The 25,823-nt window shown below is 72.2% G+C and carries 23 protein-coding genes; 12 read left to right on the top strand and 11 right to left on the bottom strand.

Features of this window, described 5'->3' with window-relative positions; all coding sequences use genetic code 11:
- The first annotated feature begins 41 nt into the window (after positions 1-41).
- Positions 42-1,241 (top strand): NAD(P)/FAD-dependent oxidoreductase, encoded by a 1,200-nt coding sequence (locus DEJ24_RS09860; protein WP_111078479.1) that lies wholly within the window; start codon positions 42-44, stop codon positions 1,239-1,241.
- A gap of 22 nt (positions 1,242-1,263) precedes the next feature.
- On the opposite strand, the gene DEJ24_RS09865 is transcribed toward DEJ24_RS09860, so the two are convergent.
- The 3 genes from DEJ24_RS09865 to DEJ24_RS09875 form a co-directional block, all read right to left on the bottom strand.
- Positions 1,264-1,545, bottom strand: coding sequence for a hypothetical protein (locus tag DEJ24_RS09865; protein ID WP_146244531.1), 282 nt, complete (start codon positions 1,543-1,545; stop codon positions 1,264-1,266).
- 180 nt (positions 1,546-1,725) lie between these two features.
- The gene (locus DEJ24_RS09870; protein ID WP_111078481.1) at positions 1,726-2,892 is read right to left on the bottom strand and encodes a N(5)-(carboxyethyl)ornithine synthase; all 1,167 of its coding nucleotides are present in this window, start codon (positions 2,890-2,892) and stop codon (positions 1,726-1,728) included.
- 31 nt (positions 2,893-2,923) lie between these two features.
- Positions 2,924-3,793 (bottom strand): UbiA family prenyltransferase, encoded by an 870-nt coding sequence (locus DEJ24_RS09875; RefSeq protein ID WP_111078482.1) that lies wholly within the window; start codon positions 3,791-3,793, stop codon positions 2,924-2,926.
- A 120-nt stretch (positions 3,794-3,913) separates the two neighbouring features.
- On the opposite strand from DEJ24_RS09875, the gene DEJ24_RS09880 reads away from it, so the two are divergent.
- A complete protein-coding gene (locus DEJ24_RS09880) occupies positions 3,914-5,257 on the top strand; it encodes an MFS transporter (protein ID WP_111078483.1) in 1,344 nt (447 codons plus the stop codon).
- On the opposite strand, the gene DEJ24_RS09885 is transcribed toward DEJ24_RS09880, so the two are convergent.
- On the bottom strand, positions 5,175-6,197 hold the full coding sequence (locus DEJ24_RS09885; RefSeq protein ID WP_111078484.1) for a DMT family transporter: 1,023 nt from the start codon (positions 6,195-6,197) through the stop codon (positions 5,175-5,177). The two genes, DEJ24_RS09880 and DEJ24_RS09885, sit on opposite strands and share 83 nt — an antisense overlap.
- 70 nt (positions 6,198-6,267) lie before the next feature.
- On the opposite strand from DEJ24_RS09885, the gene DEJ24_RS09890 reads away from it, so the two are divergent.
- The 8 genes from DEJ24_RS09890 to DEJ24_RS09925 all read left to right on the top strand — a co-directional run bounded on the left by DEJ24_RS09890 (position 6,268) and on the right by DEJ24_RS09925 (position 16,548).
- Positions 6,268-7,116, top strand: coding sequence for a LysR family transcriptional regulator (locus DEJ24_RS09890; RefSeq protein ID WP_111078485.1), 849 nt, complete (start codon positions 6,268-6,270; stop codon positions 7,114-7,116).
- 50 nt (positions 7,117-7,166) lie between these two features.
- The gene (locus tag DEJ24_RS09895) at positions 7,167-7,979 is read left to right on the top strand and encodes a fructosamine kinase family protein (RefSeq protein WP_111078486.1); all 813 of its coding nucleotides are present in this window, start codon (positions 7,167-7,169) and stop codon (positions 7,977-7,979) included.
- 198 nt (positions 7,980-8,177) lie between these two features.
- Complete coding sequence (locus DEJ24_RS09900; protein ID WP_111078487.1) at positions 8,178-9,872, top strand: ribonuclease J; 1,695 nt, start codon at positions 8,178-8,180, stop codon at positions 9,870-9,872.
- A gap of 200 nt (positions 9,873-10,072) precedes the next feature.
- Complete coding sequence (locus tag DEJ24_RS09905; RefSeq protein WP_258374780.1) at positions 10,073-11,377, top strand: ABC transporter substrate-binding protein; 1,305 nt, start codon at positions 10,073-10,075, stop codon at positions 11,375-11,377.
- Positions 11,378-11,426: 49 nt separating this feature from the next.
- On the top strand, positions 11,427-12,383 hold the full coding sequence (locus tag DEJ24_RS09910) for a carbohydrate ABC transporter permease (protein WP_110904877.1): 957 nt from the start codon (positions 11,427-11,429) through the stop codon (positions 12,381-12,383).
- Entirely contained in the window at positions 12,380-13,276 is an 897-nt protein-coding gene (locus DEJ24_RS09915; protein ID WP_111078488.1) for a carbohydrate ABC transporter permease, read from the top strand. Before DEJ24_RS09910 ends, DEJ24_RS09915 begins: the two co-directional genes overlap by 4 nt.
- Positions 13,277-13,329: 53 nt before the next feature.
- A complete protein-coding gene (locus tag DEJ24_RS09920) occupies positions 13,330-15,687 on the top strand; it encodes a glycoside hydrolase family 31 protein (protein ID WP_111078489.1) in 2,358 nt (785 codons plus the stop codon).
- Between the two features lie 105 nt (positions 15,688-15,792).
- On the top strand, positions 15,793-16,548 hold the full coding sequence (locus tag DEJ24_RS09925; RefSeq protein ID WP_111078490.1) for an HAD family phosphatase: 756 nt from the start codon (positions 15,793-15,795) through the stop codon (positions 16,546-16,548).
- A 36-nt stretch (positions 16,549-16,584) separates the two neighbouring features.
- On the opposite strand, the gene DEJ24_RS09930 is transcribed toward DEJ24_RS09925, so the two are convergent.
- A complete protein-coding gene (locus DEJ24_RS09930) occupies positions 16,585-17,610 on the bottom strand; it encodes a LacI family DNA-binding transcriptional regulator (protein ID WP_111078491.1) in 1,026 nt (341 codons plus the stop codon).
- Between the two features lie 87 nt (positions 17,611-17,697).
- Between DEJ24_RS09930 and DEJ24_RS09935 the strand changes: the two genes are divergently transcribed.
- Both DEJ24_RS09935 and DEJ24_RS09940 read left to right on the top strand, forming a co-directional pair.
- Positions 17,698-19,569 (top strand): glycoside hydrolase family 2 TIM barrel-domain containing protein, encoded by a 1,872-nt coding sequence (locus DEJ24_RS09935; RefSeq protein ID WP_111078492.1) that lies wholly within the window; start codon positions 17,698-17,700, stop codon positions 19,567-19,569.
- 98 nt (positions 19,570-19,667) lie between these two features.
- A complete protein-coding gene (locus DEJ24_RS09940; protein ID WP_146245968.1) occupies positions 19,668-19,856 on the top strand; it encodes a hypothetical protein in 189 nt (62 codons plus the stop codon).
- 93 nt (positions 19,857-19,949) lie between these two features.
- Here the strand turns inward: DEJ24_RS09940 and DEJ24_RS16600 are convergent, their stop codons facing one another.
- The 6 genes from DEJ24_RS16600 to mvk all read right to left on the bottom strand — a co-directional run bounded on the left by DEJ24_RS16600 (position 19,950) and on the right by mvk (position 25,752).
- Positions 19,950-20,156 carry a hypothetical protein gene (locus DEJ24_RS16600; RefSeq protein ID WP_146242599.1) on the bottom strand — a complete coding sequence of 69 codons (207 nt, stop codon included), beginning with the start codon at positions 20,154-20,156 and terminating at the stop codon, positions 19,950-19,952.
- Positions 20,157-20,428: 272 nt separating this feature from the next.
- Entirely contained in the window at positions 20,429-21,619 is a 1,191-nt protein-coding gene (locus DEJ24_RS09945; protein WP_111078494.1) for a hydroxymethylglutaryl-CoA synthase, read from the bottom strand.
- Positions 21,616-22,680 (bottom strand): hydroxymethylglutaryl-CoA reductase, encoded by a 1,065-nt coding sequence (locus tag DEJ24_RS09950; protein ID WP_111078495.1) that lies wholly within the window; start codon positions 22,678-22,680, stop codon positions 21,616-21,618. Before DEJ24_RS09950 ends, DEJ24_RS09945 begins: the two co-directional genes overlap by 4 nt.
- Positions 22,677-23,756, bottom strand: coding sequence for a phosphomevalonate kinase (locus DEJ24_RS09955; RefSeq protein WP_111078496.1), 1,080 nt, complete (start codon positions 23,754-23,756; stop codon positions 22,677-22,679). The genes DEJ24_RS09950 and DEJ24_RS09955 overlap by 4 nt, the downstream gene beginning before the upstream one ends.
- Positions 23,753-24,748, bottom strand: coding sequence for a diphosphomevalonate decarboxylase (mvaD, locus tag DEJ24_RS09960; protein WP_111078497.1), 996 nt, complete (start codon positions 24,746-24,748; stop codon positions 23,753-23,755). The genes DEJ24_RS09955 and mvaD overlap by 4 nt, the downstream gene beginning before the upstream one ends.
- Entirely contained in the window at positions 24,748-25,752 is a 1,005-nt protein-coding gene (mvk, locus tag DEJ24_RS09965; RefSeq protein ID WP_111078498.1) for a mevalonate kinase, read from the bottom strand. The genes mvaD and mvk overlap by 1 nt, the downstream gene beginning before the upstream one ends.
- Positions 25,753-25,823 lie beyond the last annotated feature (71 nt).

The following is a 25,823-nucleotide window of genomic DNA, read 5'->3' on the forward strand; positions in this document are numbered from 1 at the left end:
CTCCTGCCGTCGGCGATCACGGTCGTGCGTAGGCTCTCCCCGTGACCACGGACACCACGGACGTCCTCGTCGTCGGCGGCGGACCGGTCGGCCTGTTCCTCGGCGCGCTCCTCGCAGCACGCGGCACCGCGGTCCAGGTCTGGGAACGCCGGACCACCGACCCGGTCGGCTCGCGCGCCATCGGGATCCACCCGCCGTCCCTCGACGCGTTCGCCGACCTCGACCTGGCCGGCCCGGTGCTCGCCGAGGCCGTGCTCGTCCGTACCGGCGTCGCCCGTAGTCGCGGTCGGGTCCTCGGCGCGCTGTCGTTCGCCCGCGCCTCGGACACGCACCCCTACGTGGCGACGCTCGACCAACACCGCACCGAGACCCTGCTGCGCGGACGTCTCGACGCCGGCGCACCCGAGGCCCTCCGCACCGGCACCACGCTCGTCGACCTCGCCCGGCACGCCGACCACGTGGACGCGACCGGGACCGACCAGGACGGCCGGACCGTCACCGTCCGGGCCTCGTTCGTGGTCGGTGCCGACGGCGCCCGGAGCGTCGTCCGCGACCTGCTCGGCATCGGCACGACCGGCCGGGACTACCCGGATCGGTACGTGATGGGCGACTTCGCCGACCCCGAGGCCCCGGACGCCCGCGCGACGGCGCTCGTCGACGTCGGGCCGGCCGGGGTCGTGGAGTCCTTCCCCCTCCCCCATGGTCGCCGGCGCTACGTCGCCCTGCTGCACGCCGACGACCCGCTCGTCGACCCGGCCGCCCCGGCGACCGCAGCGGACGCACCGGAGGCGGGACGGGCCTCCCGGCTGGCGGCGATCGTCCGCGGACGGACCGGCGTCGCACCGGATCCGACCACCTGCTCGATGCTCAGCGCGTTCCGGGTGCGACGCCGCACCGCGGAACGTGTCGGTGTCGGCCGCGTGGTCCTGGTCGGTGACGCAGCTCACGAGATCAGCCCGATCGGCGGGCAGGGCATGAACCTCGGCTGGCTGGACGCCGCGGAACTCGGACCGTTGCTCGCCGACGCGGTGCGGACCGGCGAGGCCGGCCCGTGGCCGTCCTACGCGCGCCGCCGGCAGGCCGCCGCCCGTCGAGCGGGTCGGCAGGCCGAGGCGAACATGGCCCTCGGCCGTGCCGTCCCGGACGCCGTCGGCATCGGCCGGGAGGCACTGCTCCGGTCCGTCCTGACCCTCCCGACCTCCGGTGCGCTCGCCCGGCTCTACGCGATGGCGTGGGCGTAGCCGGAACCGTTCCCGGCGCTGCTCAACGGGCGGTGCGGTGCCGTCCGTACCGCTGGAACAGGGCCGCCCACCGGGGCAGGGCGCGCCGCTCACCGGACACGACCGCCGCCGCGGTGGGGGACGGTGCGAACGCGAACCAGGGGCACACGGGGCAGACGTGCAGCCACTCGTGGACGGCGAGACCGACGCCGTAGTACTGGTTCCGCGCCACGCGCAGCGGGCGGGAACACCGGGGACAGGACAGCTGCGCGCCGTCCCGTCCGAGCGCGGGGGTGGTCGTTCGTGTCACGTCGACAACTGGCATGGCCGGTCCTCTTCGATGTCCCGTCACGCACCGTTGCGTGACCGTGCGCCGAGGATACGACCGGACCCGCGCCGGTGCACGTCGGGGCACGGTCCTGTCCGCAGAACGCGAGCGCCGGCCTGCGCGCCGGGTCGGCCGCCCGGTCCGACCAGGGACGGACCGGGCTCGGCGCGACCGGGGTCAGGCGGTCACGGCGTGCGGGTACTCGGGCGCACGACCCTGGAACGCGAGGATCGCGTCGTTGCGGACCCGGCCGTCCTCGATCTCCACTGCACGACGGATGGTGTCGGACTCCGCCCAGGCCGACGGCCCCGACATCACGGTCCGGAGGAACGGCATCAGCGCCTCGCTGATCTCCCACGTCGACGAGTTCCAGAGCAGCGACGGGCTGTGGTCCACGGCGTAGTAGTTCGTCGAGTCGCCCACCGTGATCATCGGCTCGGCGAAGGACGTCGTGCGTGCCCAGCTGAAGCCCATGCCCTCGTCGATCGACACGTCGACGATGAGACTCCCCGGCCGGAAGGCGTCGAGGTCCTCGGTGCGCAGGTACGTGAGCGGGGCGTTGGGGTCCTGGAGCGTGCAGTTCACGACGATGTCGTTCCCCGCCAGGTACGGCGCCAGCGGCACCGGGCCGTCGGGTGTCCGGACCGTGCTCGCGAAGGGCGTGTGGTCGTCGTGCTCGAACTGCAGGATGTCGACCGACGGGATCGGTGACCCGACCGCCGCGATGTCCCGGTTGGTCAGGACGCGGACGTCGTGGACGCCGTGCGCGTTCAGCGCGGTGACGGCTCCGCGCGCGGTGGCCCCGAACCCGATCACGACGGCGGTGAGGCGTCGGCCGTAGTCCCCGGTGGAGCCGCAGAGCTGCAGGGCGTGGAGCACCGAGCAGTACCCGGCGAGCTCGTTGTTCTTGTGGAAGACGTGCAGGCCGAAGCCGCCGTCCTCGCGCCAGTGGTTCATCGCCTCCCAGGCGATCAGGGTCAGGCGCTTGTCGATCGCGAGCTGCGTCAGGGCCTGGTCCTGCACGCAGTGCGGCCAGCCCCAGAGCACCTGGCCGTCGCGGAGGTCGGCGAGGTCGGCGGCCAGGGGCTTCGGCAGGAGCACCACGTCGGACGTGGCGATGATCTCCGCACGCGTGGCCATCCCGGCGACGAGCGGCTCGAGGTCACCGTCCGGGACGCCGAACCGGTCCCCGTACCCCCGCTCCAGCACCATCTGTGCGCGGAGGTCCGGGTCGATGCGCCCGAAGTGGGCGGGGTGGATCGGCAGGCGACGTTCGTCGGCCTTCCGGGAGACAGCCAGCACCCCGAGCCGGAGCAGGTGGGGGGTCGGCGTGGTTTCGGTCATGGTGCACTGTACGGCGCGCCCGGGCTGCGGTTCACGCGACGAGTGCGGCCCCCGCGATCCCGAGCTCGACGACGAGCACGAGTGACGACGCGATGACGAGCCGGAAGAGGGTGCGGGTCGGCGGACCGGTGAGCACGAGCCGCACCCCGACCGCCGCGAGCACGACCACGACCACGGCACCGAGGACCGCGAGCACCGCACCGGCACCGCGGACCGGGTCGTCCCCGCCGAGCTGCCCGACCAGCACCAGGACGGCAGCGACGACGAGCGAACCGAACGCCACGATGCCGGACGCGTGCAGCCCCAGGCGGTGCGGGAACCCCCGGACACCGGTGGCCGCGTCGTCGACCAGGTCGGGCAGGACGTTCGTGCAGTGGATCGCGACGCCGAACACCGCCCCGGTGGCGATCGCCCACGTCGCCGGCCAGCCGCCGTCCGGTCCGGCGGCGACCGCGACGACCGGCAGCAGGCCGAACGCGACGACGAACGGCACGACCGAGGCCGCCGTCCGCTTCAGTCCCCCGTCGTAGGCCCACCCGGCTGCGACCAGCACGACGTGCGCGACGGCGGCGACCGGTCCGAGGAACAGCGAGAGCACGACGGCGACCCCGGCTGTCACGAACGCGGCGGTCCGGACCGTGGTGACGGCGATGATCCCGCGGGCGACCGGCTTGTCGCTCCGCCCGACCGCGCGGTCCCGGTCGGCGTCGATCCAGTCGTTGGCGAGCCCGATCGACAGCTGCCCGGCGACCACGGCGAGCGCCACCAGGACGACGACCCGGAACGGATACCCGACCGCGGTGGCGATGACCGCCGCCAGGACGGTGACGGTGACGGTGGGACCCGGGTGCGAGGACGCGAACAGCAGGCGGATGGTGGAGGGCCTGCGCGGAGAGGTCACCCGGCCAGCGTACGGAAGCGGTGGACGGCCGGTCCCGCTCCGTGGACATCCTGGGTCGTGTCCGGTCGGACGCGGCCTAGGTTCCGAGCAGCGTCGACCCCCGGCGCGGGAGGAACGACCATGACCACCACGACGAACACCCCGCCCGGCCGCACGGGCTTCCTGCGTCGGATGACCTTCGCCTGCGCCTGGGGTGAGGGCCTGGACGGCTTCGACCTGGGTGTCATCAGCGTCGCGCTCCCCGCGATCACCGTCGCGCTCGGGCTGGACCCGGTGCTCGCCGGGCTGATCGGGGCCAGTTCCCTGATCGGGATCTTCATCGGGGCGCCCCTCGCCGGGTGGCTGACCGACCGGTTCGGGCGGAGGCGGGTCTTCACGATCGACGTGCTGGCGTTCATCGTGCTCGGACTCGCGCAGGCGTTCGTCGCCGACGGGTGGCAACTGTTCGTCGTCCGGGTGCTGCTCGGGATCGCGATCGGTGCGGAGTACGCCATCGGTGCCGCGATGCTCGCCGAGTTCGCGCCGGCGGCGGACCGCGGGCGACGGCTCTCCGGGCTGCTCGTCTGCTGGTACGGCGGCTACCTGATCGCCGTCGTCACCGCGTACGTGATGATCGACGCGTTCGACCTCAGCTGGCGGTGGGTGCTCGTCACGAGTGCCCTGCCCGCGGTGGTCACCGCGATCGCGCGCATCGGGTTCCCGGAGTCGCCGCGGTGGCTGCTGTCCCGCGGCCGGGTGGACGAGGCACGGGCGATCGTCACGGCGCACCTGGGCGGCGAGGCGTACTTCCGCGAGGAGCAGTACGCGGCCGAGGAGCAGCGCGCGGGCGGCTACCGGGTGCTGTTCTCGAAGGACAACCGGCAGCGACTGGCGTTCATCTCGCTGTTCTGGGCGTGCAACGTCGCCCCGTACTTCGCGATCTTCACGTTCGCGCCGACGGTGCTCGACGCCCTTCGCCTGCAGAACGAGGCCGCGGGCACCATCACGGTCAACGCGATGGCTGCGGTCGGTGCGTTCGTCGGCATGCTCACGATCGAACGGCTCGGCCGTCGTCGCCAGCTCATCCCGCCGTTCTGGATCATGGCGGTCGCCCTGGCCGTGGTCGGGGTCTGGGGGTCGGCACCCGCCGTCGTGGTGGTGCTCTGCTTCGCGGTGTTCTCGTTCATGAACGCCGCCCAGGGCAACCTGACCGCGGTCTACCCGATCGAGGTGCTGCCGACCGAGGTCCGCTCCACCGGGGTCGGCTTCGCCGCCGCCTGCAGCCGGATCGGTGCTGCTGCCGGCACGTTCCTGCTGCCGGTCGGGATCTCGTCGATCGGCATCGGGGCGTGCATGCTCATCGCGGCGGCCGTGTGCGTCGCCGGCGGGATCCTGTCGCAGGTCATGGCACCGGAGACGACGGGTCGCGGTCTGCACGAGACGAGTACGCAGCCGCTGCGCCAGCAGGTGCCGACGGGTCGGTGACGGACGGCTCGTCGGGCGCGGACTCGACGGGGTCGGCGACCGCCCTGGTGCGGCGGCGACGCCGTGCCCCGAGCAGCCCGGAGGCCAGCGCGATCCCGGCGAGCACGACGAGCCCGCCGACCGGTTCGTTCCACCGCAGCGGCTCGCCGAGCACCAGGACGCCGAGCGCGACGCCGACGACCGGTGTCAGGTAGGTCACCGTGGAGGCGCGCCCCGCGCCCCACGCGCCGACCAACCGGGTGTTCCATGCGTAGGCCAGCCCGGTGCCGACGGCGCCGAGCGCGACCATGGCGCCCACGATCCTCCAGTCCAGTTGCACCGGACCGGTGGCGACGACGGGCGCGACGACGAGCATCAGCCCGGCGGCCAGGGTGAGCTGCACCGTCGCGACGGTGGTCGGGTCGTACCCGCCGCCGACGCCGAAGCGGCGGAGCCAGGCGAGGCCGATGCCGTAGGAGGCGGTCATGCCGAGCAGCGCGACCTGCCCGGGGACACTCGCCAGCACCTGCGGATCGCCGAGGACGTCCCACGGTCCGACCAGGACCAGCACCCCGACGATGCCCAGGACGACCCCACCGACCTGCCGGCGGGTGAGCCGCTCGGTGGGGACCAGGACGGCCAACGCCAGCAGCGTCATGATCGGCGTCGTGGCGTTGTAGATGCTCGCGAGTCCCGACGGCACGGTCTGCTCCGCCCACGCCATCAGCGACGACGGCACCGCGTTGAGGAACACCGCGACGACGAGCAGGTGCCCCCAGACGCGCTTCTCGCGCGGCCAACGTCGACGGGTGACCAGGAGCACCACGACGAGCGTCAGCGCACCGAGCACGGTGCGGACGGTGGCGACCTGCTGCGGTGCCAGACCGTCGAGCCCGATCTTCGCGAAGAAGAAGCTCGAGCCCCAGGTCAGGGCGACGAGCACGTAGAGGAGGGCGTTCATGTGGCCTAGTCTCGGCACAGCACGCACATGCGGCAAACGCATGGACCTCATGTCGACATGAAGGACACGCATGACCGTCTCGCTCCCGCAGCTCCGGGCCTTCGTCGCCACCGTCGACGCCGGCTCGTTCACCACGGCGGCCGTGGTCCTCGGGGTCGGCCAGTCCGCCGTCTCACACGCCGTGGCCGGGTTGGAACGCGAGGTCGGCGGTCCCGTGCTCCGCCGTGGCACGGCCACCGCCCCGACCCCACTGGGCGACCGCTTGCTGGCCCACGCCCGCAGCGTGCTCGCCTCCGTCGACGCCCTGGAGGCCGTGGTCCGGCCCGCCACGGCCCGCGGCACCGTGCGCCTGGCCGCCGTGCCGACCGTGTGCCAGGGACTGCTCCCCCGGCTCCGGGAACTCTGGTCGGTGACGCTGCCGGACGTCGACGTGCAGGTCTACGAGGGCGACGACGACGAGATGCCGGAGTGGCTCGAGGCCGGCACCGTGGACGCCGCCGTGCTCGTCGACCCGGTCACCGTCCCCGACGGCGGGGTCGTCGTGGCGACGGACGAGATGGCCGCCGTGGTCCGGCGCGACCACCCGCTCGCCGGAGCCGAGGCGCTGACGCTCGACGACCTCCACGACGACGGCCTGGTCGCCGGCGGCGGGGGCTGCGAGCACCAGATCCAGCGGATGCACGAGATCGCCGGGCAGCCCTTCCGGTACGCCCACCGCGTCCGGGAGATGAGCACCATGTTCGGCATGATCGAGCGCGGCGAAGGGGTGTCGATCGTGCCGACGCTCGGCCGCGTGATGCTGCCCGCCGGGCTCGTGATGCTGCCGGTGGCACCGCGGTACGAGCGGACCCTGGTGCTGTCCGGACCGTCGTCCCGACCGTGGCACCCCTTGGCGCGGGCGCTGGTCGACGCGGTGTGAGCGGCATCCACGTCGACCCGGTCACCAGGCGCGCTCGGCAGGATGGGGTGATGTCGGAGACCTACGTCAAGACCTTCACCAGCCCGGACGAGGCCGCTGCCGAGGCGGCCGGACTCGAGTGGCTCGCCGAGGCCGAGGACGCCGGCGGCACCCGCGTCGCCCGGGTCCTGGCTCGTCCGCGCCCGACGGTGCTCGAACTCGAGTTCGTCTCCGACAGGGCACCGTCGACCGCCCAGGCGGAGCGCTTCGGCCGCTCACTCGCCCACACCCACGCTGCCGGCGCGTCGCATTGGGGAGCACCGTCGCCCGGGTTCCCGGCGAACGGGCCGCTGCGGATGGGCCGCTCGCGGACACCGTTCGTCCCCGCGACCGAGGCACCGGGCAACTGGGGCGAGTTCTTCGCCGAGTACCGGATCCGTGACTACGTGCAGCGCATCGTCGACGCGGGCGGCTACGACGGGTCCGAGGCCGCGGTGTTCGAGCGCGTGTGCGACCGCCTGGAGGACGGCACGCTCGGCTCGCCGCAGCCCGCGCTGGTGGGGGACGGACCCGCCCGGCTGCACGGTGACCTGTGGGCGGGGAACGTGCTGTGGCCGCGGGATGCGTCCGAGCCGACGGGCGCGGTGCTCATCGACGCGAACCCGCACGGCGGGCACGCCGAGACGGACCTGGCGTTGCTCGCATTGTTCGGGTTGCCCCGACTGCAGACCGTCCTGGCCGCGTACGACGCCGAGTCGCGCCTGGCCCCCGGGTGGCAGGAGCGCGTCGAGCTGCACCAGCTCGCACCCCTGCTGTTGCACGTCCTGCTGTTCGGCGGCTCCTACACGGACGCGGCGCTCCGGGCAGCTCGCCGCTACGCCTGACACCGCGGTCGTCGGGCTCGCCGTCATCGGCTCGCCGTCGATCTCGCCTACGCTGGTCGGCGGTACCTCGCTGCAGGAGTCCTCGCGGCGACCGAACGGCCCCCTCGCGCTCACCAGCGACGCGAACGGCGGAGCCGCTCACGACCCGCGTGTTCCGCTGCGCGACCGAGCCACACCGATGAAAGGCACATCGCCGCCATGCCCGCTCCCCAGCACGCCCTCGACCTCAAGCAACCCGCACCGCTCAAGCGCGGCGCCCTGCGCGTCACTCCGCTCGGCGGACTCGGTGACGTCGGCCGGAACATGACGCTCTTCGAACACCGCGGCAAGTTGCTCGTCGTGGACTGCGGTGTGCTGTTCCCGGAAGAGACGCAGCCGGGCATCGACGTGATCCTGCCCGACTTCACGGCCGTGCGCGATCGGCTCGACGAGATCGACGGCATCGTCCTCACCCACGGGCACGAGGACCACATCGGTGGGGTGCCCTACCTGCTGAAGGAACGCCCGGACATCCCCGTCATCGGGTCGAAGCTCACGCTCGCGTTCATCACGGCGAAGCTCCAGGAGCACGGCATCACCCCCGTCACGCACGAGGTCGCCGCCGGCGACGAGCACTCGGCCGGCCCCTTCGACCTCGAGTTCGTCGCGGTCAACCACTCCATCCCCGACGGTCTGGCCGTCGCGATCCGCACGAGCGCGGGCACGGTGCTGCACACGGGTGACTTCAAGATGGACCAGTTCCCGCTGGACCACCGTCTGACGGACCTGAACGCGTTCGCGCGGCTCGGCGACGCCGGCGTCGACCTGTTCATGACGGACTCGACCAACGCCGAGGTCCCCGGCTTCACGACGGCCGAGCAGGAGATCGGTCCGGCGATCGACCGGGTGTTCCGCGAAGCACCGAAGCGCATCGTCGTGTCGAGCTTCGCCAGCCACGTGCACCGGATCCAGCAGGTCCTCGACGCCGCGAAGCGCCACGGCCGGAAGGTCGCCTTCGTCGGCCGGTCCATGGTCCGGAACATGGGCATCGCCGCCGACCTCGGCTACCTGCACATCCCGGACGGCCTGGTGGTCGACCTCAAGCAGCTCGGGAAGCTCCCCGACCACAAGAGCGTCCTGATCTGCACCGGTTCCCAGGGCGAGCCGATGGCCGCCCTGTCGCGGATGGCACGTCGCGAGCACATCATCAAGGTCGGCGAGGGCGACACGATCCTGCTGGCGAGTTCCCTGATCCCGGGCAACGAGAACGCGATCTACGGCGTCATCAACGGCCTCATCCGCTGGGGTGCCACGGTCGTGCACAAGGGCAACGCGAAGGTGCACGTGTCCGGTCACGCCAGCGCCGGCGAACTGGTCTACTGCTACAACCTCGTCAAGCCGAAGAACGTCCTGCCCGTGCACGGCGAGTGGCGTCACCTCGTGGCGAACGCCGAGCTGGCAGTCCGGACCGGTGTCCCGGAGGACCGTGTCCTCGTCGTCGAGGACGGCGTCGTGGTCGACCTCGATCGTGGCAAGGCCCGCATCGCGGGGCGCATCCCGGCCCCGTACGTCTTCGTCGACGGATCGACCATCGGCATCGCGACCGAGGCGGCCCTGAAGGACCGCCTGTCGCTCGCGGAAGAGGGGCACATCACGGTGCTCGGCATCTTCGACGAGGGCACGCAGCGGCTCGTCGACCCGGTCGAGTTCCTGCCGAAGGGCTTCGTCGAGGAGGCCGGCTGGAGGACCCACGCCGAACAGGTCGCGTCGAAGGCGATCGCCGAAGCCACCCGGCGCGGACACATCGACGGCGCCGCGGCGGAACACGCCATCGCCGAGGGGCTCGAGCGGTGGTTCCTCCGTCGACACCGCCGCACCCCGGTCATCACGGCGGTCGTCGTCGACGCCGACTGAGGTCGACGCCCGGACGACCCCCGGGCTGACGACACCGGACCCCGTCGAGCGGTTGCCCGCCGGGGTCCGGTGTCCGGTGTCCGACCCGACCCCGCTCACCGGGGCTCCCACCGGTGGCGTGGTCGGGTCGTTGACTTTCGGTTTACAGCGCTGTAAAGATTGGCGTGCGCGACGGAGCGCACGAGGGAGTGACCATGGTCATGAGCAGCACAACGGCACGGACGGCGCTGAGCCGCCGCGGGTTCCTGGCGGGCGCGGTCGGCGGACTCGGCCTCGGGACCCTGACGCTCGCCGGTTGTTCGGCTCCCTCGGCCGCCGGCACCGCTGCGGGTGGGACCACCCTGCGCTTCTACGAGCAGAAGCAGGAGGTCATCGCCTACTTCGACGACCTGCTCCGACGGTTCGAGAAGGAGAACCGGGGCATGCGGGTCGTGCACGACAGCACCGTCGCGATCGCACCGCAGTTCGTCCGAGGCGAACCCGCGGACGTCGGGTGCTTCAACGACAACCTGGAGCTCGCCCGCTACATCGAGCGCGGGGTGCTCAGTGACCTCAGCGGCCTCCCCGCCGCCGGCCGGGTCCGCAAGAGCATCGACGGCCTGACGAACCAGTACGCGAAGTACGAGGACCGCACGAGTGTCCTGCCGTTCTCGCTCGCGGCCGCCGGGGTCATCTACAACAAGCGGATCTTCGCCGAGCAGGGCCTGCCCGTGCCGACGACCTGGGACGAGTTCGTCGACGTCTGCACGGCGCTGCAGAAGGCCGACATCACCCCGGTCTACGCCACCGACCGCGACACCTGGACCCTCTGGCAGGGCCTGTTCGACTACTCGGTCGGCAGCCTGGTCGAGACCGGCTCGTTCTTCCGGAAGATGAAGGCCCTGGGCACCGACGTCGGCCCGGACGCCGAGGTGTCGTTCGAGAAGGACTTCGCCCTGCCGATGGAGCGCGCGAAGACGATCTCGTCGTTCTTCAACCCCGACCACGCCACCCGCTCCTACGCCGACGGCAACCTCGCCTTCGGGCAGGGCAAGGCCGCGATGTACCTGCAGGGACCGTGGGCGCTGAGCCAGATCGCCCTGGTCGACGAGGACCTGCCGGTCGGCACGTTCGCGCTGCCGGTGTCGAATGACCCGGGCGACCGGAAGGCCCGCGTCAACATCGACCTCGGCCTCTGGATCCCCACCACCACGTCGAACCCCGACCAGGCACAGCAGCTCGTCGAGTTCCTCATGCAGCCGGACGTCATCAACGCCTACAACCTCGACAACCTGGCGTTCTCGACCACCGAGGACGCGACCCCGCAGACCGACGAGCGCATCGCCGGCCTGCAGTCCTACGTCGACGACGGCGCCTTCTACCAGGGCGCCGGCACCTTCATCCCGACCTCCATCCCGCTCGGGAACTACCTGCAGACGGCCATCCGCAGCGGGGACTTCGACTCGATGCTGCGGCGGCTCGACACCGACTGGCGACGCCTCGCCGGACGCTCGGCGACGGTCTGACCGGCGCGAACAGCACCCGTCGGACCGAACCCGGAACCCAGGAGCGACCATGACCATGCAGACCCCACTGACCCCCGAGACGCAGGACCCGCGTCCCGGTCCCGCCACGGCAGCGACCCGGGTGCACCGACGCGTCGGCTCGCTGCACCGCACCGAGGGCATGTACTACCTGTTCCTCGTCCCCGCGCTCGTGCTGTTCACGGCGTTCGTCGTCGCCCCGGCGTGCGTGGGCATCTTCTACAGCTTCACCGACTACCTCGGGTTCGGGCAGTGGCACTTCCTGGGACTGGCGAACTACCGCGCACTCGTGTCCGACCCGGCGATCCTCGGGTCCTACGGGTTCACGCTCGGCTTCGCGGTCGTGACGGTCATCGTCACCCAGGTGATCGCGCTGACGCTCGCCGTCGCCCTGTCGAAGCGCGTTCGCTTCGCCGCCGGCCTGCGGTCGGTGTTCGTCATCCCGATGGTGGTGTCCGGGATCGTCGTCGCCTACGTCTTCAACTACATGTTCTCGAACACGCTGCCGGCGTTCGCCACCTCCGTCGGCTTCGGCCCGCTCGAGCAGAGCATCCTCGGTGACCCGAACCTGGCGTGGCTCGCCATCGTCGTGGTCTCCGCCTGGCAGACGATCCCCGGCGCCCTGCTGATCTACACGGCGGGGCTGACCTCGATCCCGTCGGACGTCTACGAGGCCAGCTCGCTCGACGGCGCCGGCACGTGGAAGCAGCTGCGGTCGATCACCCTGCCGCTCATCAGCGGGTTCATCGTGATCAACACGGTGCTCGGCGTGAAGGGCTACCTCGGCGCCTACGACGTCATCGTCGGCCTGACGAACGGCGGACCCGGTTCCGCCACGAGCAGTGTCGCGATGACGATCTTCACCGGCTTCACCAGCGGCGACTACGCCTACCAGATGGCCAACGCGACCGTCTTCTTCATCATCACCGTCCTCATCTCGGTCCTGCAGCTCGCAGTGACGCGCGGAAGGAACCTCCGACTCGCATGAGCGCCATCGACACCCGGTCCCCCGCGACCGCAGCAGCCCGCACCGCCCCCGGTCAACCGCGTCGCCGCCGGCTCGACCGGGTGAACTGGCCGCTGACGGTCATCCTGGCGATCGCCTCGCTGAGCGTCCTCATCCCGCTGTACGTCACCGTCGCGATGGCGTTCAAGACGAGCGCGCAGGCCGTGGACGGGAACGCCCTGTCCCTGCCGCTGCCGTTCAACCCGGCGAGCTTCGCCGAGGCGTGGCAGCTCACGCGCTTCCCGATCTCGTTCTCGGTGTCGCTCGGCGTCGCCGCGCTCACCGTCGTCGCGACCCTGCTGCTCAGCTCGTTCGCGTCGTACGCGATCGTGCGGAACTGGCACCGCCGGTTCTTCCGCTGGTCGTTCGTCTACCTGCTCGCCGCGATGTTCCTGCCGTTCCCGGTGGTCGCCCTGCCGCAGATCAAGCTCACCGCGATGATCTCGCTGGACAACCCCGTCGGCGTCGCGATCCTGCACGCCATGTTCCAACTGTCGTTCAGCGTGCTGCTGTACTCGGCGTTCCTCCGGTCCATCCCCGTCGAGCTGGAGGAGAGCGCCCGCATCGACGGCGCCTCCACGTGGCAGATCTTCTGGCGCGTCATCCTGCCGTTGCTCGGGCCGATGAACGCCACCGTCGGCATCTTCGCGTTCCTCGCCAGCTGGAACGACTTCATGATGCCGTCGCTCATCACCGCCGACCCCGGACTGCAGACGTTGCCCGTCGTGCAGAACATCTTCCAGAGCCAGTTCGGCACGAACTACAACGTCGCCTTCGCCTCGTACCTGATGGCGATGGCGCCGACGATCGTCGTCTACCTGTTCGCGCAGCGCTGGGTGATCAGCGGCGTGACGCAGGGCGCCGTCAAGAGCTGAGCCGAGCCTCCAGACCGACCCCGGCCGGACCGGCCGAGACAGGACCACCACACGTGACCACGTCGCCACTGCCCACCATCCGCCCGTTCCCCGGCTCCGACCCGGTCGCGTCCCCGGACGCGACCGTCACCGGCGACCACTGGCGGGTCACCGTCCTCCGCGACGGGCTGTTCCGGATCGAGTGGAGCGAGGACGGCGGGTTCGAGGACCGCGCCTCCACCTTCGCGATCCGGCGACGGCTGGACGTCCCCGAGTACACCGTCACCCGCCGCGGCGAGGGGGTCGAGGTGACGACCGGCCGCGCCACCCTGCGCTACGACGGTCGGCCCTTCTCCTCGGCCGGCCTGGTCGTCGAGACCTCCGGACCCGACGCCAACCGGTGGCGGTACGGACAGGAGGCCCGCGACCTGGGTGGCACCGGACGCACCCTCGACGACGTGGACGGGCGGATGCCGCTCGAGTCCGGCATCCTGGCGCGCGACGGCATCGTCATGCTCGACGACAGCGAGTCGTTCCTGTTCGAGGACGACGGCTCGGTCGGCAGCCGCATCCCCGGCCGCCGGGACGTCAGCGTGTTCGCGTACGGGCGCGACTACGGCGAGGCACTCCGCGCCTTCCACGCGGTGTCCGGGCCACCGACCCTGATGCCCCGGTGGGCGCTCGGCAACTGGTGGAGCCGGTACCACCCGTACTCGGACGAGTCGTACCTGGCCCTGCTCGACCGGTTCGACGAAGAGCGTCTGCCGTTCTCCGTCGCCGTGATCGACATGGACTGGCACCGTGTCGACTCCGTCCCGTCCCGGTTCGGCAACGGCTGGACCGGCTACTCGTGGGAGCCCTCGCTCTTCCCCGACCCGCAGGCGTTCCTGGCCGAACTGCACCGGCGCGGGATGCGTACGACGCTGAACCTGCACCCCGCCGACGGTGTCCGGGCGTTCGAGGACGCCTACCCCGCGATGGCCGCAGCGATGGGCGTCGACCCGGACACCGAGCAGGCGATCCCGTTCGACCCCACCGACCCCGACTTCCTCCGCGCGTACTTCGAGGTCCTGCACCGTCCACTCGAGGAACAGGGCGTCGACTTCTGGTGGATCGACTGGCAGCAGGGCCGGACGTCCTCCATCCCGGGGGTGGACCCGCTCTGGGTGCTCAACCACTTCCACCTGTTGGACTCGGCCCGCGACGGTGGCGCCGGCATGACGTTCTCCCGCTACGCCGGCCCCGGCAGCCAGCGGTACGCCGTCGGCTTCTCCGGGGACGCCGTCGTCTCGTGGGCGTCGCTGGCGTTCCAACCGGAGTTCACCGCGACCGCCGCGAACATCGGGTACCCCTGGTGGAGCCACGACATCGGCGGCCACACCCGCGGTGTCCGGGACGACGAGCTCGCCACCCGGTGGGTGCAGTTCGGGGTGTTCTCCCCCGTCATGCGGCTGCACTCGGCGAACAACCCGTTCATCCGCAAGGAGCCCTGGGTGTTCCCCGCCGAGCCGCGGGCTGCGATGGGTGACGCGCTGCGCTTCCGGCACCGACTCGTGCCGTACCTGCACACGATGAACCACCTCGCCGCCGCCGGCACACCGCTCGTCCGACCGATGTACCACCTGGAGCCGCACCGGGACGAGGCCTACCGGGTGCCGAACGAGTACGCCTTCGGCACCGAGCTCGTCGTCGCGCCGATCGTCGAACCGCGAGACCCCGTGACCCTGCGCGGTCGCGCCCGGGCCTGGCTGCCGGCAGGGACCTGGACGGACGTCTTCACGGGCACCACCTACGCCGGCGACCGGTTCGTGGACCTGCACCGCAGCCTCGAGACCATCCCCGTGCTGCTCCGTGCCGGCGGGATCCTGCCGCTCGCCGCACCGGACGAGGTCGACGCGACCGTGAACCCGGCGGCCCTCGAGGTGCTCGTCGCGCCCGGGGCCTCCGGGTCGTTCACACTCGTGGAGGACCGCGAGGGGCCCGAGGACCCGGACGGCGGCGTCTGCCGGACGACGCTGACCTGGGACCGGAGCACGGCCTCCTTCCGGATCGACCCGGCGGACGGCGACGTCGACAGCGTGCCCGTCCGGCGACGGTGGCGGATCACGTTCCTCGGGTCACCCGCAGACGGGCAAGAGGTGCAGGTCGTCGCGGCCGACCGCTTCTCCGTCGACCTGGACGTCGTGACGGACGAGGGCGCGACGCTCACCCTCGCCGGCGCGCCGACCGTCGGTGTCGACGCCCGAGACGCCGCCCGGCAGCTGCTGGAGAGCGCCCAGGCGGGGAACGCCGAGAAGCTCACCGCGTGGGAGGTCGTGGACCGGGCCGTCCCGCGAGCCGACCGACTCGTGGAGCTGGAGACCGTCGGGCTGCCCGACTCGCTCCGGAGCGCGCTCGTGGAGCTGCTCGGGAGCGTGCACCCGGAGGTCTGACCGCAACACGCAACGTCGGCGGCGTCTCGCAGCGGTACTCCGTCGCGGGACGCCGCCGACGTTGCGTTCCGCGGTGGGTTCAGCCACACCGCCTAGCCTGGGCCGATGACGGACGAGCAGGCGGGCACCCCGGTCCTCGCGTTCTTCGACGTGGACAACACCCTGATCCACGGCGCGAGCGCGTTCCACCTGGTGCGCGGGCTCCGTGCCGCCGGACTCATCACGATGCGGGACATCGTCAGCGCCGGCTGGAAGCACGCGCGCTTCAAGGTCCGCGGCGAGAACGACCGGCACCTGGCGTCCGCCCAGACCCGCGGGCTCGAGGTGATCACGGGCATCACGGTCGCCGACATGGCGAAGCTGTCCGACGACGTCTACGTCCGCCACACCGCTGCGACGGTGTGGCCGGAGACCGCCGCACTCGCGCAGGAGCACCTGGCGAAGGGCCACGAGGTGTGGCTCGTGACCGCGACGCCGACGTTCCTGGCAGAGGTGATCGCCCGCAGCCTCGGGCTCACCGGTGCGCTCGGCAGCGTCTTCGAGACCAGCGACGGGGCCTACACCGGCCGCCTCGAGGGTGCGTTCCTGCACGGCGAGCACAAGGCCGTCGCCGCCCGCCGACTGCTCACCGAGACCGGGGCCGACCCCGCCGCGTGCTGGGCGTACTCCGACTCCCGCCACGACATCCCGCTGCTGTCGCTCGTCGGGCACCCGGTCGTGGTGAACCCGGACCAGGGGCTCGCCGCGCATGCGCATGCCTCCGGCTGGCCGTCCATGCGACTGCAGCGGGCGAGCATCCGGGAGGCCCGTCGCCGGGTCCGACGGGAGGCCGCGACCGCAGGTGGTACGCCCGGCACCTGAGCCTGTCGAGCGGGTCCGATCACCGACCGGCAGCGGTCAGTCGACCGATCCGTCGGGGTACGGCGCGCTCTCCCCCACCAGGATCCGGTGCCCGACGGTCACGGCACGTCCCTCCCCGGGACGCCCGGCGATGCGCTCCTGCAGGCGGTCCAGGGCGGCCTCGGCGAGCGCGACGGTGTCCGGCGCGACCGACGTCAGGCTCGGGACCAGGCTGGCGGCGAGGCCGATCGCGTCCCACCCGACGACGGCGATGTCCCGCGGTGCTTCGAGTCCGCGCAGGCGCATCGCCCGGAGCGCGCCGACGGCAGCGAGGTCGTCACGGCACAGCAGCCCGTCGATGGACAGGCCGGCGTCGAGCGCCTGCCCGAACGCGTGCTCGGCCCCGCGGGCGTCGCCGACCTCACGCGCGACGCAGAGCGACGCGTCGAACGGCAGGCCGGCCGCGGTCAGGCCGTCGCGGTACCCCTCCAGGCGGAAGGCGGAGGTGCGGGACTGCTCGCCGACCTCGTGTCCGAGGAACCCGATGCGCCGACGTCCGAGGGCGGCGAGGTGGGCGACGGCCTCGGACGCCGCGAGCACGTTGTCGATCGCCACGAGGTCGCTCCCCGGTGGCCGGACGTCCTCGCCGAGGAACACGACGGCGGTGTCCCCGCGGGCGCTGTCGATCTCGGTCGGCGTGAGGACCTGGGGGTGGATGACGACACCGTCGACGACGCCGGCTTCGCGCCCGCGGACGGCGGAGAGCTCGCCCCCCGGAGCACCGGCGGTCTCCTCGAGCAGGAGCTGGTATCCGCGGTCGGCACAGACGCGCGAGAAGACGTGTGCGAGTTCGGCGAAGTACGGTCGCCGGAGGTCCGGGAACGCGAAGGCGAGCATGTTCGTGCGGCCGGTCGCCAGGCTGCGGCCGGAGACGTTCGGCCGGTAGCCGAGGGCGTCGATGGAGTGCTGCACGCGGGTCCGCATGGCGTCGCTGACGTGCCGGTAGCCGCGCACGACGTTGGACACGGTCTTCATGGAGACGCCGGCGTGCTCCGCGACGTCCTGCAACGTGACCTGGCCCACGCGCTCACCGTACCGCGGCCGTCGACGCGCGCCCGCCGCGACCCGGGTCGTTGACGGCTTGTTTACAGCGCTGTAAATTGCACCACCATGAGCACCGTCGCTTCCCCGGCCCCCGTCGTCGTCCCCGACGTCCCCCTCGCGAGCCGACAGGACGGGCGCTACCCCCGGCCACAGATGCTGCGGCACCACTGGACCGACCTCAGCGGCACCTGGTCCTTCCGACACGACGACGCGGACACCGGAGCGGACTCGGGATGGACCACGGGCCTCCCGGACCCGCTCGAGATCACGGTGCCGTTCCCGCCGGAGTCGACGGCCTCCGGCATCGGCGACCCGGGGTTCCACCCCGTCGTCTGGTACGCCCGGACCATCCGCCGGGCAGAACTCGACGCCGCGGGTCGGGGGCCCGAGCGGCCGCGCCTGCTGCTGCACTTCGGCGCCGTCGACCACCGGGCGCAGGTCTGGATCGACGGCCGGTTCGTCGGCGAGCACGAGGGCGGCCACACCCCGTTCTCGTTCGACGTCACCGCGCTGCTGGCCGAGGCCGGCGAGGACGCCGGTCCGACCGAACACCTCCTCGTCGTCCGCGCCGAGGACGACCCCCTCGACGTGACGCAGCCGCGCGGCAAGCAGGACTGGCACGAGGACGCGCACGCCATCTGGTACCGACGCACGACCGGCATCTGGCAGCCGGTCTGGCTGGAGGCCGTGCCCACCACCGCGATCAGCACCCTCCGGTGGACCCCGGCCGGACCCACGGCCGTCGACCTGACCGTCCGGTTCCGTGGGCGCGTCCCCGCCGGCGCCCGCCTCCGCGTCACCCTGCGGTTCGACGAGCGCGACGAGGACCTCGGCACCACCGACTTCGACGCCACCGCGAGCCGGCCCACCCTCGACGTCACGGTGCCCGTCGCCCGGCAGCGGAACGGCCAGGCCGAGGACGAGCTCACCTGGTCCCCGGAGCACCCGCGCCTCGTCGACGCCGTGCTCACCCTGGTCGATGACGCCGGTCAGGTGCTCGACGCGGTCTCGAGCTACCTCGGGCTCCGCAGCGTCGGTGTCGGCGGCGGGCGGTTCCTGCTCAACCGTCAGCCGTACCCGGTGCGGAGCGTCCTCGACCAGGCGTTCTGGCCGGAGTCGCACCTGGCCGCCCCGCACCCGCTCGCACACCGTCAGGAGGTCGAGCTCATCAAGGCCCTGGGCTTCAACGCGGCCCGGATGCACCAGAAGATCGAGGACCCCCGGTTCCTGCACTGGGCCGACCGCCTGGGCCTCCTGGTGTGGGGCGAGGCACCGGCCGCGTACGAGTTCTCCCCCACCGCCGTCCGGCTGCTGACCGCCGAGTGGACGGCCGCCGTCGAACGGGACGCCTCGCACCCGTCGATCGTCACGTGGGTGCCGTTCAACGAGTCGTGGGGCATCCAGCACGTCGTCTCCGACCCGGCGCAGCAGGCGTACGCCCGGGCACTCGTCGACCTGACCCGGGCCCTCGACCCGTCGCGACCGGTGATCGGCAACGACGGGTGGGAGCAGCAGGACACCGACATCGTGACGATCCACGACTACGAGGGCGACGGCGACGTCCTGGCCCGCACCTACGCCGACGACGCGGCCCGGACGCGTGCGCTGGACGGGCTCGCCCCGTCCGGCCACCCGCAGTTCGTCGGCGGCGCGGTCGACCGCGGACAGCCGGTGATGCTCACCGAGTTCGGCGGGGTCCGGCACCAGTCCGGTGGCCGACGCGAGGAGGGCTGGGGCTACACGACCGCCGTCGACGGGGACGACTGGGTCGGCCGCATCACCGCGCTGCACGACGCGGTCCGGGCCAGCACCTTCCTGGCGGGGTCCTGCTGGACGCAGCTGACCGACACCATGCAGGAGACGAACGGCCTGCTCAACGCGGACCGGACACCGAAGGTCCCGATCGAGCAGATCCGTCGCGCGGTCACCGGGCAGTGACGAGGAGGGCCGGTGCCGGTCGGGAGCGGCCGCGCAACCCGGACCGGCCGGCGGTGCACCGACTGGTGGGAGGCTGCGACGGTCGCTACGGTCGTCTCGTGCACCCGATCCATCTGCACCACGACGAACCCGACGCCCTGAGCCCCGCCACGGCGGCAGCGTTCGACGCCGACGTCCCCGGCGTGGCCGTCGCACCGAGCGGCGAGTTCCTGCCCGGTGCCGCGCTGCCGTCGACCGTGGTGCACGACACGGAACGCGAACGCGACGACCACAGCCCGGTCTCCTAGCGCGTCGCCTGCGGGAGCCCAGCGGGGTGCCGGTGGCGCGTTGGTCTGCATGGTCCCGCTGACGACCGGGAGGTCCGCCGCCCCCTCCGGAGATCAGCCCAGTCCGCTGACCGACAGCACCGCGACCCGCTCGCGCCCACGTGCTCCGGCACTGGCGAACGGAGCGCCGCGGACCAACTGGGTCTGGACGACGTCCACGGTGTTGCACATCAGGTCGCGGAACGGCGGCATCCACTGCTGCTCGCGGTGGTTCCTGGCCGTCGCCGGCGCGAGACCGGGATGTGTCTCGTGCCGGGTCACGGTGCCACCCCGGTCTGCGGTGCTCGGTGTGCGCCCATGACGCCTCCCTGGTCTCGGCAGCACCGCACCCTGACGCGGTGCTGCTCGTGACCGAACGCTACGTCGGGATCCGAGCCGCAACCACGCAGGTCCGGCCATCCGCGGATCGCGTACACGGTGGCCGCGCACGGCGGATGGCGCAGGACCTCGCCCTCGCCCTGGCCCTGGCCCTGGCCCTGGCTCGCACCCTGGCACCGGCACCGGTCATCCGCACGGATCGGACGGGGAACCGCTCAGCTGGCCGCCGTCGGTGCGGTCCCGGTCGCCTCGTAGTGCCGAGCGCCACCGGACACCCCCGCGAAGCGGAACGGCGCCGCGGTCACCCGGGGACGCTCGACGTCCTCGCTCGTCGCGGCACCGGCAGCGTGCAGCTCGCGGTAGGCCTCGACCGACAGCGGCACCCGGGCCGCCAGCAACCCGGTGACCCGTCCGTCCCGGCGGTGGTCGCGGTAACCGTCGCGCACGACGCCCGTCATGAGCTCGCCGACGCTGCCGGAGCCGTAGCTGAACATGCCGATGCGGGCACCGGCCAGGTCGTCGTCCAGGTCGAGCAGCGCACCGAGGGCGATCCAGAGCGACGCCGTGTACGTGTTGCCGGTCTGCCGGTTGTACGTGAAGCCGACGGCCAGCTCGGTCTCCTCGAAGGGGACCCCGACGTGCTGGGCGAGCTTCCGGTGTGCCTTGATCGCCATCTTCGTGAACGGCTGGTGGTGGACGAAGCGGTCGATCGCCTCGATGCCCGGGCCACCTCGCGAGGCCAGGTCGTCCCAGGCCCCGATGAAGGCGTCGACGTACGCCGTGACCGACAGCCGGCCGTCGACCAGCGCGGTGGAGCGGTCGTTCGGCCGCCAGAAGTCGTCGACGTCCGCCGTGAACAGGCCGGACTGCGGCTCGAGTTCGATCAGGTCCGGATCGGCGGCGATGAGCATGACGACCGCACCAGCACCCTGCGTCGGCTCGGCCGCGGTCTCCACGTCGTAGCGGGCGACGTCGGCGGCGATGACGAGCACGCGCTCGCTCGGGTCGCGCGCGATGATGCCGAGCGCCATCTGCACCGCGGCGGTCCCGCCGTAGCAGGCCTGCTTCAGCTCGACGACGCGGACGTTGCGGGGCAGGCCGAGCAGTCCGTGCACGTACACGCCGGCGGCCTTCGACTGGTCGACCCCGGACTCGGTGGCGAACAGCACGGTCCGGATGCCGTCGACCCCGTGGCGGTCCAGCACCTCCTTCGCGGCGGCGGCACCCATCGTGACGATGTCCTCGTCCGGGGCGGGCACGCTGAACGCGTCCTGGCCGATGCCGACGTGGTACTTCGCCGGGTCGACACCGTTCACGGCGGCGAGGTCGTCGAGGTCGAGCACGTGGTGCCCCGTCGCGATGGCGAGGTCGTGGATGCCCAGTGCGAGTGGGTGCTGGGCGGTCATGCCGAGGCTCCTTCGGGTCGGTGTCCGCGGCGTTCCATGGCGACGTGGGCCGCCATCAGCTCGCCCGGGTTCGTCTGCGCGGCGAGCAGCGAGAGTTCCCCGCACAGCACGGTGGCGGCGCAGAGTGCGGCCAGACGGCGGGCGTTGGCACCGGGCTCGCGGTCCTCCCGGCAGCCGAGGCGCACCAGGGCGTCCTCCACCACCGGCAGGTCGTTGCCCTTGCCGTTGCCGACGGTGCCGACGATCAGGTGCGGCAGCGAGCACGAGAAGTACAGGTCGTCGCCGCGGGCCTGGGCGAGCGTGATCCCCTGGGAGCCCTCGACGATGTTCGCGGCGTCCTGTCCGGTGGCCAGGTAGAAGCCGAGCAGCATGTTGGCGTAGTGCGCGTTCGCCGAGCGCAGCGCCCCGGCGATGGTGGAGCCGACCAGGTTCTTCGCGGTGTTCAGCTCGACGATCCGCTCGGTGGACGAGCGCAGACGCTTCTCCACGATCTCGCCCGGGATCACGATCTCGGCGATGGTGTTCCGGCCACGACCGCGGATGCCGTTCACCGCGGTCGCCTTCTTGTCGGAGCAGAAGTTGCCGGAGATCGACACGTACCGCAGCTCCGGCTCCCATGCCAGGATCGCGGGCAGCAGCGTGTCCGCGGCCTGCGTCACCATGTTGTGCCCGGACGCGTCGCCGGTGGTGAACGCGAAACGCAGGAACAGCAGGTCCCCGACGATCTCCGGGTGCACCTCGATGAGCTTCGCGAACCGGCTCTGCCCGACGACGATCGCCTCGAGCTCGGCCTGGCGCGCCAGGATCCGGCCGGCGGAGATGTGCGCGGCAGCGGCGCTGGCGGCACGGACGACGACCGACCGGGTCATCCGCTCGTCGACGACCGTCGAGACGATGCCGCCCTCGATCATGCGGGAGATCCGTGCGCCACGGCCGACGGACGGCCAGAGCGGCGATTCGTACGTGGCGAGGGGCACCTCGTGCTCACCCTCGACGGCGTTGCCGCTGACGCGGATCGGTCCGACCCACTTCGTGGGGATCGGGGTCTGCAGGTCACTCATCGCGTGGTCCCTTCCTCGGGTTGCACCGCGACGCTGAGGTGCCTGATGTCGTGCGCCTCCCAGGCGCGGAAGATGTCGGCTGCGTCACTGTCCGCGGGGACGAGCGCGATGCCGCAGTCGCCGCCGCCGGCGCCGGAGGGCTTCGCCGCACCACCGGCGGCCTCGACGACGTCGCAGAGGGTCGCCAGCCGCGGGGTCTCGATCTGGGACCCGACGGACGTCCCGAGGTCCTGCAGCAGGCCGCGCGCGCGTCGGAGCGCACCGAGCGTGCGATCCGCGTCGCCGGTCCGGAGGCCCGTGGTCAGGTCGTCCACGCAGGCCCGGCTGGCGTCGAGGAACGCCGCGTAGTCGCCGTCACGGTGTCGGCGGACGACGCCGACGAGCTTCGTGGTGGACGCTGGCGAACCGGTCCAGCCGACCAGGAGGCGCAGGTCGGTCGGGGCGGGCAGGTGCTCGACGTCGAACCCGGCCCAGGCCTCGTCGTCGTCGAGGATCGACGAGACCGAGCGCTCGTCGAGCAGGCCGGCCAGGACCTCGCGGTCCGGCGCGCTGTAGCGGAGCCAGCCGCCGAACGTGCTCGCGGCCAGGTCGCCGCCGGAGGCACGCGGTGCGACACGGATCGTCGCGAGCAGCGCCACCATGAAGCGTCGGCGCTGCGAGAGTCCGAGGCCGTAGAAGCGGTCGAGGGCCCCGACGGTCGCCACGGTCACCGCGGCGGAGGACCCGAGACCGAACTTCCGGCCGCTGGCGTCGTCGAGCTGGCTCTCGATGCGCAGGTCGTGGAACCGCGGCGCGATCCCGAGCTCCGCGCGGAGCTTCTCGACCAGGTCGATCGTCGCCATCACGTAGTCGTAGGGGTGGTGCTCGCGGTCGAGCGCCAGGCCGTCCTCGGCCCGGGTCCAGGTCAGCGGGAGGTTGCCGTACTCCTCTGAGTGCACGCTGCCGGCGCCGTGGCCCTCGCTCACGCGTGCGGTGATCGCCCGGTCGAGGGCGATGAGCACCGACGGTTGTCCGGGCTCGACGACGGCGTACTCGCCCGCCACGAACAGCTTGCCGTGGGCTCGGAACTCGATCACGCGGTGCTCTCCTCTGCCTCGGGGTTCTCCCCCGTGCCTTCGGAGCGGACCAGCCCCGCGGCTGGTCCGGTGCCGGACTCGATGACCGCTCCGAACCCGTCCAGGGCCGCCGCCACGCGGGCACGGTCCTCCGGACGGCAGAGCACGACGACGTTCGGGCCGGCATCGGCGGTGGCGTATGCCTCGAGCCCCTCGCCACGCATCGCGGCGACGGCGTCGAACACCGCGACGCTCCGGCTGTTCAGGTAGCGGATCGGGGGGAACGCGCCCTCGATCGTGGCGTGCATGCGGAGCGCGTTGCTCTCGGTGAGCTGGCCGATCCGGGTGAAGTCCCCGGCGGCACACGCGGCGAGCATGTCGTCCACGGTGACGGTCGTCGAGCTCACCCAGGCCGGGTAGAACGGCGACGTCGCGATCGTGCGGCGCATCGCCTCGCGTGAGCCGATCTCCTTCGGGCCGTCGTCGATCGTGACGACCACCATGGCCATCGGCGGCGCGGGGACGGTCTCGGCGAACGAGGCCTGGTCGTCGCCGGCGTGCCACACCGACACCCCGCCGGGGATCGACCGGGTGGCCGAACCGGAGCCGCGTCGGGCGAGCCGTGAGAGGTCGCGCGGTGACAGGTCGAGGCCGTACGCGTCGGCGGCGGCGACCGCGAGGGCGGCGAAGCCCGACGCGCTCGAGGCCAGTCCGGCGCCGGTGGGCACGGTGTTCTCCGAGACGACGACGGCGCGGGCGTCGGATCCGGCCAGCTCGCGGACCAGGTCCAGGAACCGCTCGACCCGCACCAGTGCGCCGTCGTCGACGACGCGGCCGTTCAGCGTGAAGGCGTCGTGCTCCCGCTGGTCGGCCAGGGTCACCGAGGTCGTGGTGGGGAAGACGTCGAGGCCCATCGAGACGCTGCCGGTGGCCGGAAGCGCGAGGTCGGCGTCCGCCTTGCCCCAGTACTTCACGAGCGCGATGTTGGGGTGCGCGACGGCGGTGGAGGTCATCAGGCACGGGCTCCGATCGAGGTGGTCCAGGTGGCGGTCGCGCCGGCGCTGCGCAATGCGGTCGCGATGCGGACGGCGTGCTCGTCGTCGGCGGCGAGCGTCAGGACGCATCCGCCGCGGCCACCGCCGGTGAGCTTCGCGCCCAGGGCGTCCGCCTTCCGTGCGGCGCCGACGAGCCGGTCGAGGTCCGCACTCGACACGTCGAGGGTGGTGAGCAGTTCGTGCGCGGCGTCCATGGTGGCACCCAGGGCCTGGGCGTCGCCGTCGACGAGTGTCCCCCGCGCGGTGGTGGCGAGCGAGCCGATCCGGTCCACGACGGCGTCGACCGCGGCGGGGGCGCGGTCGTGGCGGCCGCGGACGGCGGCGACGGCTTCGCGGGTGTGGCCCGGCACGCCGGTGTCGGCGACGACGAAGACGAACCGGCCGGTGACCTGCACAGGCTCGATGACGCCGTCCGCGAACCAGACCGGCTCCGTGGCCACGACCCCGCGCGCGTCGAGTCCCGACGGGCGGCCGTGGGCGACGCGCTCGCACTCCTGGATGAGTTCGTGGTGGGTGTCCGTGTCGAGCGCAACGCCGAACACGTCCGCGACGGCAGCGGTCACGGCGGCGGCGACGGCCGCGCTCGAGCCCATCCCCCGCGCGGTGGGGACCTGGCTGTCGACGAGCACGTGGAGCGGGGTGCCCTCGGCGTCGGCGTGGCCGTGCTTGGCCAGGTGTCGGAGCGTCGCGGTGACCGCGGTGACGGTCGGGAGCACGGCAGCGGGCGCGAGTCCGAGCGGCCCGGTGTGCACCGTCGACTCGAGCGTGTGCTCATCAGCGGCCGGCAGCGGGCTCGCGGTGGCGGTCACCCGGACGTCGGTCACCGGCAGGACGAGGGCGGGTGCGCCGTAGACCACGGCGTGTTCGCCGATCAGGATCGTCTTGCCGTGGGACGCCGATGAGCCGACTCGCGGGATCGCTGGGGTCGTCGTCGGTGCGGAGGCTGGGTCGTTGCTGGTCATCGTCGGTCCGGCCAGCCTAACCGGCCCCGGCGACACCCGCCCTGACTGGACATCCGCCCCGCTAGGTTGTG

Origin of the sequence: Curtobacterium sp. MCPF17_001 (assembly GCF_003234615.1) — a bacterium.
GTDB lineage: Bacteria > Actinomycetota > Actinomycetes > Actinomycetales > Microbacteriaceae > Curtobacterium.